Origin of the sequence: Flavobacterium cellulosilyticum (assembly GCF_004349355.1) — a bacterium.
GTDB classification, from domain to species: Bacteria; Bacteroidota; Bacteroidia; order Flavobacteriales; family Flavobacteriaceae; genus Flavobacterium; species Flavobacterium cellulosilyticum.
In genome coordinates this window covers 34,828-47,935 of sequence record NZ_SMFK01000018.1, presented here as the reverse complement: position 1 = coordinate 47,935, position 13,108 = coordinate 34,828, and the positions used below count along the sequence as shown (strand labels likewise).

General features: G+C 30.6%; 12 protein-coding genes. 6 read left to right on the top strand and 6 right to left on the bottom strand.

Translation table 11 applies throughout. The features are described from left to right. Nucleotides 1-204: 204 nt before the first annotated feature. The 4 genes from E0F76_RS17385 to rpsA all read right to left on the bottom strand — a co-directional run bounded on the left by E0F76_RS17385 (nt 205) and on the right by rpsA (nt 5,511). A complete protein-coding gene (locus E0F76_RS17385; protein WP_132009197.1) occupies nt 205-1,398 on the bottom strand; it encodes a DUF4861 family protein in 1,194 nt (397 codons plus the stop codon). A 173-nt stretch (nt 1,399-1,571) separates the two neighbouring features. Beyond that, nucleotides 1,572-2,126 (bottom strand): fasciclin domain-containing protein, encoded by a 555-nt coding sequence (locus E0F76_RS17380; RefSeq protein WP_132009194.1) that lies wholly within the window; start codon nt 2,124-2,126, stop codon nt 1,572-1,574. Nucleotides 2,127-2,539: 413 nt separating this feature from the next. Further along, nucleotides 2,540-3,565, bottom strand: coding sequence for an arabinan endo-1,5-alpha-L-arabinosidase (locus E0F76_RS17375; RefSeq protein ID WP_132009191.1), 1,026 nt, complete (start codon nt 3,563-3,565; stop codon nt 2,540-2,542). A 167-nt stretch (nt 3,566-3,732) separates the two neighbouring features. Next, on the bottom strand, nt 3,733-5,511 hold the full coding sequence (gene rpsA / locus E0F76_RS17370; protein ID WP_132009188.1) for a 30S ribosomal protein S1: 1,779 nt from the start codon (nt 5,509-5,511) through the stop codon (nt 3,733-3,735). Between the two features lie 579 nt (nt 5,512-6,090). Between rpsA and E0F76_RS17365 the strand changes: the two genes are divergently transcribed. From E0F76_RS17365 to E0F76_RS17355, 3 genes are all read left to right on the top strand, one after another. Continuing rightward, nucleotides 6,091-6,759 carry a hypothetical protein gene (locus tag E0F76_RS17365; protein WP_132009185.1) on the top strand — a complete coding sequence of 223 codons (669 nt, stop codon included), beginning with the start codon at nt 6,091-6,093 and terminating at the stop codon, nt 6,757-6,759. Between the two features lie 147 nt (nt 6,760-6,906). Beyond that, a complete protein-coding gene (locus tag E0F76_RS17360; RefSeq protein ID WP_132009182.1) occupies nt 6,907-7,506 on the top strand; it encodes an outer membrane beta-barrel protein in 600 nt (199 codons plus the stop codon). Nucleotides 7,507-7,656: 150 nt separating this feature from the next. Next, a complete protein-coding gene (locus E0F76_RS17355; protein WP_132009179.1) occupies nt 7,657-8,118 on the top strand; it encodes an SRPBCC family protein in 462 nt (153 codons plus the stop codon). 344 nt (nt 8,119-8,462) lie between these two features. Here E0F76_RS17355 and E0F76_RS17350 read toward each other — a convergent pair whose 3' ends face one another. After that, on the bottom strand, nt 8,463-9,098 hold the full coding sequence (locus E0F76_RS17350) for a porin family protein (RefSeq protein WP_132009176.1): 636 nt from the start codon (nt 9,096-9,098) through the stop codon (nt 8,463-8,465). 275 nt (nt 9,099-9,373) lie between these two features. Between E0F76_RS17350 and E0F76_RS17345 the strand changes: the two genes are divergently transcribed. Beyond that, nucleotides 9,374-9,820 (top strand): hypothetical protein, encoded by a 447-nt coding sequence (locus tag E0F76_RS17345; RefSeq protein WP_132009173.1) that lies wholly within the window; start codon nt 9,374-9,376, stop codon nt 9,818-9,820. Between the two features lie 2 nt (nt 9,821-9,822). On the opposite strand, the gene E0F76_RS17340 is transcribed toward E0F76_RS17345, so the two are convergent. Continuing rightward, entirely contained in the window at nt 9,823-10,413 is a 591-nt protein-coding gene (locus tag E0F76_RS17340) for a dual specificity protein phosphatase family protein (protein ID WP_132009171.1), read from the bottom strand. A gap of 207 nt (nt 10,414-10,620) precedes the next feature. Here E0F76_RS17340 and E0F76_RS17335 point away from each other — a divergent pair, with 207 nt between their 5' ends. Together E0F76_RS17335 and E0F76_RS17330 are read left to right on the top strand one after the other, a co-directional pair. Beyond that, complete coding sequence (locus E0F76_RS17335; RefSeq protein WP_132009168.1) at nt 10,621-12,393, top strand: AMP-dependent synthetase/ligase; 1,773 nt, start codon at nt 10,621-10,623, stop codon at nt 12,391-12,393. 147 nt (nt 12,394-12,540) lie between these two features. Beyond that, the gene (locus tag E0F76_RS17330) at nt 12,541-12,984 is read left to right on the top strand and encodes a MarR family winged helix-turn-helix transcriptional regulator (protein WP_132009165.1); all 444 of its coding nucleotides are present in this window, start codon (nt 12,541-12,543) and stop codon (nt 12,982-12,984) included. Nucleotides 12,985-13,108 lie beyond the last annotated feature (124 nt).

Sequence of the window (13,108 nt, the reverse complement as noted above, 5' to 3'; positions counted from 1 at the left end):
TTCTTTTTCTTCATTTTATTAAAACTAAAACAGTTATTTCTAGATATTGGTGTTATTTCATGATGTAAAAAGTAAAGTCGATTGTATAAAAACAAATTAACAATAACGAATCACATAAAAACCATCTTCATTGTATTTTAAGCAATTAAACAAATAATTGCTATACTTTATAGGCAGTTCGAAATAAAATTTAAACTATTACAATTATTTAATTGTAACTAAAAGTGGATTTTGAATTATTTTGGATTGTTTTTCCAATAAAAGATCCCAATCTTGAACAGATTGTATTTGGCCACTTTTCAACCATGAAAAACCTATATAATAAATTAAGCTATTATTTTCGGGTGCTGCTACTATTAAAATTTGGCTTTGATCAGGGGTTTTAGACTGATAATTTAGTGCCTTTTTTACAACTTTAGGATCAATAACAATTCCTTCTCCAACAAAAGAATCATCGATAGGTTCCCAATAACGGTAAATTCCTTTTTGAACGTTAAGGGCGGAAATTCCTTTTTTCTCATGTAGCGTAATACCTAAAGTGAAATTTGGAATTGAACTTGTTGAACTTATTTTACTTTCAAATTTCGAAAAATTAGTTCCTAAATCAAGAGAGATTCGTTTCGTTTCATTTACTCCATATTTACTCCAAGGAGCATAATCCAATTCAAAGATGGTACGCAAAGGTCCCCTTGCAATTATTCGACTTTTGACATAGTTTTTAGAAACATATAAACTATCATTTTCCCAAATTCCAGTTCCTCCTGTACCTCTGCTACTGCCTACATGATAAGGATCATAACCTTCACCGTGATCGATATGATAATAACCTGGAGATTTGACGTTTTTAAAGTACCAAGAATCAATTATTGAATAAGGAACCCGTTTTAGCCAAAGATCTATTCCACTGGAAAGTGTTCCATCTGTTCTACCCGCTTCTGTCAGTCTTTGAGCTTCTGGTCCATAAGTACGAAAAGCCACTTTGTCATTTTCCCATGCAAAATCGTCAATTCTTTCTGGAACAAATCGGGCAAAGGTGGTAATCGAATCTAAGGGCCTCTTTTGAATTGATTTTGAAGTTGTAATAACAGTATAAGTAACCTCCGAATTAGCAGGAACTGCTGCTTGAAACAGTAACTCATCTGGAATACCGTCTAGGTTATTGTCAACCAATTGAGTCACCAATTGTTTGCCGTTTTTGTCTTTTATCAATAAAGATTCGTGATTTTTACTATTAGAAAAGCATTTATAGTCCTTAAAACGAATGGATACTAATTCATTTCGTTCAAAATCAAGGCTGTTTTTAATGGTTATCTTGTTACTTATGTTTTTATAAAAAAAACTAGAAAACAACACTACAATTCCAAATAAGCTGACTATTCTTTTAAAACTTAATATCATACAAGTAGAAATTTTTGATAAAATCAAATATAGGACAACACTAATCTTAATCAAACCAGAACCTACCGGTTTCTCTTTTTATTTCCACTATTTAGAATCAGAAATGAATCGTTTTGAAAGCAAAAAAAAATCCCCCGCTTTCGCGAGGGACTTTCTATGTTCAAAATTCTAGTTTATGACTTAGGCAAAAGTACCGCATTCACAACATGAATAACCCCATTAGATTGATTTACATCGGCGATAGTAACCATTGACATCCCTCCTTTTTCGTCTGTGATGTACAACTTTTTACCTTTCATCCAAGCCGTTAATGTTCCACCACTTACGGTTTTCATCATTGCTTTTCCGTTTCCTTTTTTAATGGCCATAGCAATATCAGAAGCATTCATTTTTCCAGCTACTACATGATACGTTAAAATTGTTTGTAACATCATTTTATTTTCAGGTTTCAACAAAGTTTCAACAGTTCCCATTGGCAACTTGTCAAATGCAGCATTGGTTGGTGCAAAAACAGTGAATGGTCCTTTACCTTGCAAAGTTTCCACTAATCCTGCTGCTTTTACAGCTGCTACTAAAGTGGTGTGGTCTTTTGAATTGACTGCGTTTTCAATAATGTTTTTTGAAGGATACATTGGAGCGCCTCCAACTGTTACTGATTTTTGGGCAAAAGCCGTAGCTCCAAATACTACTGCAAAAAATGCAACTGATAAAAATTTTCTAGTTTTCATAAATGTATTTATTAAGTTATAAAAGCATTTACGGGATTACTTTAGTTTTGGATTTAAAAACATAAAAAAAACTTTTCTAAATTGCATACCCTTTCTTTTAAACCATTAAGTAAATTAAGATTAGTTAAGACTTAGTTTTCCTTAATTTAATTCTTAGTTATAGAATAATGAATTTTACTATAGTACTAGAAACTCAATTAATACTTAAAAAAGCACTATTTAAGCTTTAATAAAGTCATTACAGCTTTTTTAGCATGAGTTCAAAAGATTGACTTCACTCCATTGTATTGCGCTCGTACAATGTCAATAAGTTATACTTTTTTTATCATTTCGATGTAAAGTATTACAATTTGCTTTTTAAATTTAGATTTTGTTGTAAAATGGTCATATTGCTAAGGCAATAAATAACACTACTACTTTAAATCAACCACAGGCCATCCATTAACATCCCATTTCAATTCCGCAACGATAAGTTTAGAATCGCCTTTATCTGGTATAGAATAACCATGGGCAACAAAAAATTCTTTACCTTCAATTTTATAAACCGAATTATGCCCAATTGCAGCCCATTTCTTTCCATCTCCAAAAGCTAAAAGAGTTCCATTTCCGTCAATCATTGAAAAACCTGCTTTATCGAGATATGGTCCTGTTACAGATTTAGAGCGGCCAACCACCACATGGTAATTGCTGTTTATTCCTCTGCAACACATATCAAAAGAAACAAATTGATAAAAATAGTCTCCGTGTTTATAAATAAATGCACCTTCAATTTGACTGTCTGTAAGTTCATATTCATATAACTTCTGTGTACTTGGACGACGAGCTATGGTGTACCATTCTTCTGGCCATTTCAATTGCATCATATCATCAGTCATTTTTACTGCTTTGATGCCGTCCCAAAAAGAACCAAAAATAAACCATGGTGTTCCTTTTTCATCAAGTATAATGTTGGGATCTATTGCCTGCCACAGATCTCGATTTAAAATTGATTGGACAATTTTTCCGTGATCGACCCACTTAAATTTTGTATTATTTGGATTTAATGTCTGATTTGTTGCATGTCCAATGGCCGCATTTGGTTTACCAGGAGTAGCATTACAAGCATAAAAAAGATGATATTGTCCTTGATAAAAGATAATATCTGGCGCCCAAATATCTCCATCAAATCCAGGAAGGGCTTCTTTTGTCCATACTGGAATTTCATCAAAAACCGGTTTTCCTTCTTTCCATATTACTAAATCTTTTGAAGACAATGTGCTAATTCCTTTTCCAGTTCCGAAAACATAATACGTATCGCCTTCTTTGGCCATTACTGGATCATGAACATGTGGATTTTTGGGATTGAATTCCGGAATTGGAGGCATATTCTCTATAGGATGTTCTTGTGCAAATGCACAACTAATCGATATAAAAAAAAGGATAATACTATTTCTTATCATAATTTTAGTTTTACTATAAAGAACTATTTCGTTTGCACCAATATACCAAAATTTTTAATAAGTGCTAAAAAGAGATTTAAAAATATCAAAAAATAATATTAAATTATTTTCACAAAAAAATCCCCTCGTTTGCACGAGAGGATTTCTATTATTAAACTTAAAAAAGATTATTTCTTTTTCTCGTTTTTTTCCATTTGAGCTTTAAGACCTGCAAGCACATCGTTTGCATCTCCTAAAGTAGAAGCTGGAGCGTTTGTAGATGCAGATGAAGTGTTTTCAACAGCAGCTTTCACATTTTTCTCTTCTTCTTCACGGAAGATAGCAGTGTGAGACGCAACAACTCTTTTGAATTCTTTGTTGAATTCGATTACTTTGAATTCAGCAGTATCACCTTTTTTCAATTTCTTACCGTCTTCTTTTTCAAGGTGACGAGTAGGAATGAAAGCAACGATATCTTCTCCAAATTCTACAGTAGCTCCTTTGTCAACAATTTCAGAGATTTCACCAGAGTGGACAGTTCCAACTGCGAATGAATCTTCGTATTGATCCCAAGGATTAGCAGTAGTTTGTTTGTGACCTAAAGATAATTTACGTCCATCAACATCTAATTCTAATACAACTACGTCTAATTTTTCACCAACATTTACAAATTCAGATGGGTGTTTGATTTTCTTAGTCCAAGATAAGTCAGAGATGTAGATTAATCCATCAATTCCTTCTTCTAATTCTACGAAAATTCCAAAGTTTGTAAAGTTTCTAACGATACCAGAATGTTTAGAACCTACTGGATATTTAGCAGTGATATCAGTCCAAGGATCTTGTGACAATTGTTTGATACCCATAGACATTTTACGATCATCTCTATCTAAAGTTAAAACAACAGCTTCAACAACATCACCTACTTTTACGAAATCTTGAGCAGAACGTAAATGAGTAGACCATGACATTTCAGAAACGTGAATCAAACCTTCAACACCTTCAGCAACTTCGATGAAAGCACCGTAATCAGCGATTACAACTACTTTACCTTTTACTTTGTCTCCAACTGCTAATTTAGCATCAAGAGCATCCCAAGGGTGAGCGTTCAATTGTTTCAATCCTAATTGGATTCTTGTTTTCTCGTCATCAAAATCAAGGATTACCACGTTAAGAACCTGATCTAATTCAAGTACTTCGCTTGGGTGGTTGATTCTTGACCAAGAAAGGTCAGTAATGTGGATTAATCCATCAACACCACCAAGGTCAATAAAGACACCATAAGAAGTAATGTTTTTAACAACACCTTCTAATACTTGTCCTTTTTGTAATTTTCCAATGATTTCTTTTTTCTGTACTTCAATATCCGCTTCAATAAGCGCTTTATGAGATACAACAACATTTTTGAATTCGTGGTTAATTTTTACCACTTTGAATTCCATGTTTTTGTTTACGTATACATCGTAATCACGGATTGGTTTCACATCAATTTGTGAACCTGGTAAGAACGCTTCAATTCCGAAAACGTCAACGATCATACCACCTTTAGTTCTACATTTAACAAAACCAGTAACAATTTCACCTGTTTCGTTAGCCGAAATAACTCTATCCCATGATTTGATAGTTCTTGCTTTTCTGTGAGATAATACTAATTGACCTGTTTTGTCCTCGCGGATGTCAATTAACACTTCTACTGTGTCACCCACTTTAAGAGCTGGGTTGTAACGGAATTCGTTCAATGAAATAACACCTTCCGATTTTGCGTTGATATCAACAATTACGTCTCTATCTGTAATTCTAACAACTGTACCATCAACTACCTCTTCTTGATCTGTAGCGATAAATGTTTTTGAAACTAGTTCTTCGAATTCTAATAAGTTTTTTTCATCCACTACATCAATTCCTTCTTCGAAATTGTGCCAGTTAAAATTAGCTAAAAACTCTTCTTGTGATTTTAAAATTTCAGACATGCTGATTAAAAATTTGTATTCTGTATTCTCTTGAGTTTCATAACATGAAAGAAAACAACAGAAGTTGTTTGTATAATTAGTTGAACCCTAAAGGAAACTCTTATTCACCAAAAGGTGTGCAAAAGTAATTCTTTTTTATTTCTCTACAAAATAATCTCCCCTATAATTGCCTGATTTTTAGGAGTAGGACGATTTTGAGGTTTTCAGGACCTTTTCTCCCGCTTTTCGTTGCAAATGAAGCTCACTAAAGTAGAATTAAAATTGAAGCTAAGTGAAGAACTCGGGGTTATTTTTAACCTCTGGTGGTTTCAAATTCTAGTCGCTCCACTTTATCGAAGATTAAATCTAAAAAAAAGTCGTTTTTATAAATAGTAAATCAAATTTCAACAGTCAAATAATCATTTAAACACCATAATAAAAAATAATTAATCAGTATAAAAATAAATAAATTTTATCATAATTTTTGTAAGAAAAAAAATTATATTTGTTGTGAATTTAAGCTAAATTTTAGTGTAAAAATCCGAAGTAAATATTGCATACAGATTCCAACAAAAAAATCAAAAAAATAAATTAAAAATCATGAAAACACTTAAAATAACGTTTGCTTTTCTTTTTGTTTTGACAGTTACAAGTTGTGTAACAACAATGCCCTTAAATCAACAATTTTATTCAAACAATAAAAAAGTTGGAGTAATACTTGAAGTTGACAGTATTGGAATGGCAAAAGCAGGATCACAAGGCTTATTAGATATGGCTTTTACACCTGGGAATAGGTTTAAAGAACCATTACAGAAAATTGAGCCAAAATTAAATTTAAATGAAACTTTAAAGACAGAAATCACAGCAATTTTAAAATCAAAAAACAAACAATTTCAATTTATTACTGATAAAATTGATTACCAAAATCTGTCTAAATTTGAGAAACCAAATTCAGATAAAAAATATAGCAAAAAGGACTTTAGAAATATAAAAAAATCAAATAATGTCGATGAAATAATATTTCTAAAAGTAAGATACGGATTATTAGTAAGCTATTATGGCGTAATTGAAATAGGAAAACAAGGCTATGTAAATATCGGAACTGAATTTATAGATTTAAATGACAATTCACTTTTGCAACAAGACAATATTCAAACCGTAACTAATATAAATGGAAATTGGAAAAAAGAGGAAGATTATGAAAATCTAAAAACTTCAATTCAAGAAGCAATAAATAAATCGGTTATTTCTTTAAAAACTAAAATTTAAGCACGCCCTTTTCCATTAATAGGAAGCGTTTTTTTTTTAATTATTATCAGTAGGATTGCTGTTCGATTCCGATAGCTATCGGAACCTGATTTCGTACCCATCATTAGCAACCAAACGATTTCCAAATAAAAAAAAATCTACACAAAAATGAAAATAAGATTACTTGCGCTATTACTACTTTCGATTTCTTACATTGGATTTTCGCAAAACACAAATTATGGTGTAATTGCAGGAATGAATTATTATATGATCTCAATTGAAGGACCATTATATGCAAATTCAGGTTACGGCCCAAGTTTGGGGGTTTTTGTAGATCATAAAATCAATTCTAGTTTTGGTGCAAAAGCCAATTTAATGTACAATAAAACCATTGAAGAAGATTATTACTTTTCAGATCAATACAGTAATGCCACTCCACTTTTTAATAAAGTAGAATTGAATACAATACAACTCGATGCACTTTTAAAATTTGATGTCAACAGAGAATATAATAAAGGTTTTTATGTACTTGGAGGAATTAAATTAACTACAATATTGAATGCAAAATCAGATACGAATCAATATCTTGTGAATGATTTTTATAAAAAAGTGAATTTTGGCGGTTTATTTGGTTTTGGTTTCACTTTTTTGAATAATTTTAGTATTGAAATAATGGGGAATACCAATTTTACGAATACTTTAAAATCTGATTTTAATAAAGCCAAAAATACAGGAGGGCAAATAAACCTGAATTTTAATATCGACTAAATAATAAATCCAAAACCCACAACTTAGTCTACTGATTTCATAATTACAATTATATGAAGTTATAGCATTACAAAAAGCGACATATTCAAAAACACTAAAAATGAATTAACTTTGATTCTCTAAGTAACACAACCTATAAAATAGATTCTGATGGCAACAGAAATTATAGCAACAACACCGGACAGCGAAATTGTAAGTTCAAGAATTATAAATGCACCTAGGGAATTAGTATTTCGCGCTTGGTCTGAACCAAACCATCTAAAAAATTGGTGGGGGCCAGCAGGTTTCACAAACACTTTTAATACGTTTGATTTTAGAGTGGGTGGAAAATGGATTTTTATAATGCACGGTCCTGATAAAGGAAATTATGAAAATGAATGTGAGTTTATTAAAATAGAAAAACCAGCACTCATAGCTTGGCAACGAATTTCAAAACCCATTTTTCAAGTTGTGGCAAGCTTTAAAGATATTTCTGAAAATAAGACGAAAGTTATTTTTAAAATGCTGTTTACTACTGCAGAAGAGTGTGCAAAAATAAAACGTTTTGTGATTGATAAAAATGAAGATAATTTTGACAGATTAGAAAAGGAATTAACCAAAATGATTTTATAAATCAAATCAATCCAAATCCAAAGAAACCCCGAAAAAAAAAACACTTTGACAAAAAAATTACCTAATCAATATGAAATCTATTGCTAAGAATAAAAAGAATGAGCCCGATACTATATCGAGCTCATTTTAATCTAAATAATTTTTAAAAAGCCTAACTCTATATAGGATTTGTTCATTTTGCAACAATTTTTATGGACTATTTTTAAATAATCTACTCTAGTCAAAACCTAGGAAGAATTAAAAAAGTTACTTCCTATTCAACACCCTAATTTAGCGAATTGATTAAGCAAAGCTTTTAGAAAAATGCAACCAACAAAGCTTTTAGAAATTAAACCTAAATAAATTTAAAATTTAAAACCTAAAGTGGCTTGATATAACATGTTTTTATAACGAGGCGTTGTTGAATTTCCGTTTCCTTCATTGTCTTTAACATCCCAAGCGGCTCTCAAACCTACAACTATATTACCAAAGTTTAAATCAGCACCACCAGTTAATCCCATAATATTTTTACGAATATTATTGTTGTTAAAATCTTGTTGCTGTGTTGAACTAATAGTTCCTCCAGTAAAATCATCTTTCTGTTTCATCAAATAGGAAAACTGAGGTCCAAATAATAAGGTTACTTGTTCTACTGGTTTCACCGCGAATAAAAGTGGAATATCAATAAAATCAGTCGTTCTGGTCATCATATAGGTACTTCCCAAATACGTTCCTGAAGATTTATACCCTTTTTGAGAAAACATAATCTCTGGTTGTATTCCAATAAATTTACTGAAAGGAATAACAACAAATGTTCCTGCTGCAAATCCAAATTTTGAATCAGCAACGAAATCCTGATTATTTGAATCATAAACATTAGAATAGTTGGTTCCTACTTTTAATCCAAAAAACAATTCTTCTCTATTGTCAGTTGTCGATTGTGCATTTGAATTGGTTACTGAGACAGCAACTAATGCCATAAATACTATTAATTTTTTCATTTGTTTTTTAATTTTAGTTATACGTTTTTATTTTACAAAGATGAGTGAGATTTGCAATAAGGATGTTATACAATATGTAGTAAAATTTACATAATTGCCACTTATATAAAAAGAATAGTATGGTAGAAAAGGTGTCGAAAGTTCAGAACCATTTCTCTATTGTCGATACGTATTAAATAAGATGTAAACAGGAATGAGAAAAAATTCATTTCTTTAAACGAATAAGTTTTTTACTTTTACAGTTGTCTATAAATACTATTCAACCAACATAATTTATGAAAAATTTCACTAATCTGTGTTTTTTTATAATCTTGTTTTCAATACAATCATTCGCTCACATTAAAGTTACTAAAATTTCAGCTAAAAATAAAGCCCATTTTATTACAACAAAAATTAATTATCCTATACTTGGTCTTTATCAATATGAAAATATATCAGAACCAATAGTAATTTTAAATGCTGATGGAATTGGAATTTTTCAATATAAAGATTTGTCAAAAAAAGATATAACTTGGGGATTAGAATGTACTGAAGATGGATTACTAAGATTCAAAGAAGGTTTCGATAGTTCGGCCTATTCTTTATGGTATAAAACTAATGACAGTTTAATTAATCCAAAATCAATCGAAACAAATGACTGGAACAGAGCCGAATTTTCTATTCATTTTAGAACAAAAAAAATTTATATCATGGGAGAAAGAGTAAAAGTGTATGTGGATTAAAACTATTTCTTCTCCGCTTCTATTTGTTTTCTGCTTTTATAGGCTTTCAAATAATCTCCTTTAGGTTTTCCATCATCAAAAGAACTCCATTTTATAAGCGTTCTCACTCCAGACCGAGCATCTTCATTAGTGAAATTTTCATATTCTATTCGATATATTGCCGAATACAATTCTGCTCTTCCAGTTCCGTGATAACAATGAATTAATATTGGATAATTTGCTTTATTGTCCATTATTTTGGTGAATATTTCAATGTTTTTTTTAGTTGGAATTTGATCTGAAGGATTACTAAAGTAATTCACACCTCCAATTTTTGCAACAGCTATTTTTTCTGCCATCAATTCCCCTGGTTTTTCAGGATTTAAAATTAAGTCATTGGTTCCAGGCATTCTCAAATCGACAATCGATTTAATATGAAATTCTTTGACATAATCTTCAATCTGATTGGGTGGAATCATTCCTGATTTATATACTTTACCTTCAGTAATAATTTCGAAATTATGATTGATATTCATATCATAAACATATTTACCAACAAATACTAGTACTATAGCAAGTATAGAAAATCCAATAATTTTTTTGTTTTTTTTCATCATCAATCTTTAATAAAAATCTGCTAATCAATCACTGCTATTTAATTAATAATTTAACAATTAAATACAAATATATTGCAAATTATATCATAAGTGTTGATTTATAAAAATACAATCCTTTTAATTTTATAATTATTAAATAAAAGTATTATAATTGCTCGATTAATATATAATACTTAATTTGCAATAAATAAACTTCTTTAAAAAATGGCAGAAATCACGAGATTATTTGATTTTCCTTATTATCAACTAGAGCATTTCAACATAGCTGATTCTTTGGTTACTAAGTCCAACGGTGTTTGGATAAAAACTTCTACTCAAGAATATATTGACAAAGCCAATACTGTTTCTAGAGCTCTCCTAAGAATGGGAATTCAAAAAGATGATAAAATTGCTGTAATATCTACCAATAATAGAACGGAATGGAATATAATGGATATTGGCATTTTACAAACAGGAGCCCAAAACGTACCTATTTATCCCACAATTTCTGAAGGAGATTATGAGTTTATTCTGAATCATTCCGGTTCAATTTATTGTTTTGTTTCTGATGAGGAAGTATTAAGAAAAGTAAATCTTATTAAGGATAATGTTCCTAATCTAAAAGAAGTGTATTCATTTAATGATATTGAAGGTTGCAAAAATTGGACTGAACTACTTATTCAAGGTGAAGATAAAAGCAATCAAAATGAAGTGGAAATCAAAAAAAAAAGTATACAACCGGAAGATCTGGCAACGATTATTTATACTTCAGGAACAACTGGTAAGCCAAAAGGTGTCATGCTTTCCCATAAAAATATTGTATCAAATGTTCTTGATAGTGCTTCGCGAATTCCTTTTGAAGCAGGGAAAACTCGTGCATTAAGTTTCCTGCCTATTTGTCATATATTTGAAAGAATGATTCTGTATTTATATCAATATTATGGTGTTTCAGTCTATTTTGGTGAGTCAATAGAGAAAATTAGTGACAATCTTAAAGAAGTAAAACCTACAGTTATTACAGCTGTTCCAAGATTGCTTGAAAAAGTGTATGATAAAATTTATGCAAAAGGATCAGAATTAACAGGAATCAAAAAAATGCTTTTCTTTTGGGCAATCGATTTAGGTCTCAAATATGAACCTTATGGGGCAAATGGGGCTTTTTATGAACTTCAATTGACAATTGCACGTAAATTAATTTTTAGTAAATGGAAAGAAGGTTTAGGAGGTAATTTAGAATTAATGGTATCTGGAAGTGCCGCATTACAAACTAGATTAGCCAGAATTTTTGCAGCTGCTGAAATTCCTGTTATGGAAGGTTATGGATTAACTGAAACTTCTCCTGTAATTTCAGTAAATGATATGAGAAACAAAGGATTCAAGGTGGGAACTGTTGGTAGAGTAATTGATAATGTTGAAGTTAAAATTGCTGAGGACGGTGAAATTTTGTGTAAAGGCCCCAATGTCATGATGGGGTATTATAAAGACGAAATTTTGACTAATAATGCATTAGCAGACGGCTATTTCCATACTGGCGATATTGGCGAATTTGATAATGAAGGTTTTCTTAAAATTACCGACCGTAAAAAAGAAATGTTCAAAACATCGGGCGGGAAATATATTGCACCCCAATTACTTGAGAATACAATGAAACAATCTCGATTTATTGAACATATAATGGTAATCGGTGAGGGTCAAAAAATGCCTGCAGCTATTATTCAACCTAATTTTGAATTCATTAAAGAATGGGGAAAAATTCATAAAATTGAAGTAGGAACTAACAATATCGAAATTATAACTAACCCTAAAGTAATTGAAAGAATTAGGGAAGAAATTGATTATTTAAATAAAAAATTCGGAAACTGGGAACAAATAAAACGTTTTGAATTAACCCCCGATATTTGGTCCATCGAATCTGGTCATCTAACTCCAACGCTTAAATTAAGGAGGAAAATTATATTAGAAAAATACAAACTTCTTTTTGAAAAAATATACAATTAATCGCATTCAAAAACTCATCCAAATATTGATGAGTTTTTTTAACTAAAATAAATTAAATTAAAAATTAGTGTGTTTTTATTATGCATGCATAGTAATTTTTATTATATTTGAAAACGATTTCGTAAATACAACGTATTAAGTTATTATATGAAAGACAAAACTATAGATTATGTTCTTCGTGCCACATGGCAAGCAGTTGCAAGAATGTATAACGATGAAGCGTCGAATTATGGTGCGACAATGGCCACTGGTTTTACATTACTTAGCATTGACAAAGAAGGTGGAACTCCATCAACAGCATTGGGTCCTAAAATGGGAATGGAAGCCACAAGCCTCACTAGAACATTAAAGTCAATGGAAGAAAAAGGATTAATAATCCGAAAAAAAAATCCAGAAGATGGTCGTGGGGTGTTAATTTACTTAACAGAATTTGGAAAAGAAAAAAGAGAATTATCAAAAAATACCGTTATAAAATTTAATGAAATTGTAAAACAAAATGTTTCTACAGAAAAGCTTCAGAATTTTATGGAAGTTTCAGCAATCATTAATGATCTCATTTCTGAAAATAAAATTTTTCCAGATTCAAAATAAAAATATATTACAAACAGTTTATATGAAGTGAGTCTCATCGAAAATCAGTTGCTAAAATTAATCAATATATGCAACTCGAATAGACGAATAGAAGAATCAATTACATAGGACTAAAAAAAACATT

Bases quoted from the DNA above. Each gene is read 5' to 3' on its own strand.
- E0F76_RS17345 (WP_132009173.1), top strand. From the start codon at position 9,374: ATGAAAAATTTCACTAATCTGTGTTTTTTTATAATCTTGTTTTCAATA.
- E0F76_RS17335 (WP_132009168.1), top strand. From the start codon at position 10,621: ATGGCAGAAATCACGAGATTATTTGATTTTCCTTATTATCAACTAGAG.
- E0F76_RS17385 (WP_132009197.1), bottom strand. From the start codon at position 1,398: ATGATATTAAGTTTTAAAAGAATAGTCAGCTTATTTGGAATTGTAGTG.
- E0F76_RS17355 (WP_132009179.1), top strand. From the start codon at position 7,657: ATGGCAACAGAAATTATAGCAACAACACCGGACAGCGAAATTGTAAGT.
- E0F76_RS17380 (WP_132009194.1), bottom strand. From the start codon at position 2,126: ATGAAAACTAGAAAATTTTTATCAGTTGCATTTTTTGCAGTAGTATTT.
- rpsA (WP_132009188.1), bottom strand. From the start codon at position 5,511: ATGTCTGAAATTTTAAAATCACAAGAAGAGTTTTTAGCTAATTTTAAC.
- E0F76_RS17330 (WP_132009165.1), top strand. From the start codon at position 12,541: ATGAAAGACAAAACTATAGATTATGTTCTTCGTGCCACATGGCAAGCA.
- E0F76_RS17375 (WP_132009191.1), bottom strand. From the start codon at position 3,565: ATGATAAGAAATAGTATTATCCTTTTTTTTATATCGATTAGTTGTGCA.
- E0F76_RS17350 (WP_132009176.1), bottom strand. From the start codon at position 9,098: ATGAAAAAATTAATAGTATTTATGGCATTAGTTGCTGTCTCAGTAACC.
- E0F76_RS17360 (WP_132009182.1), top strand. From the start codon at position 6,907: ATGAAAATAAGATTACTTGCGCTATTACTACTTTCGATTTCTTACATT.
- E0F76_RS17365 (WP_132009185.1), top strand. From the start codon at position 6,091: ATGAAAACACTTAAAATAACGTTTGCTTTTCTTTTTGTTTTGACAGTT.
- E0F76_RS17340 (WP_132009171.1), bottom strand. From the start codon at position 10,413: ATGAAAAAAAACAAAAAAATTATTGGATTTTCTATACTTGCTATAGTA.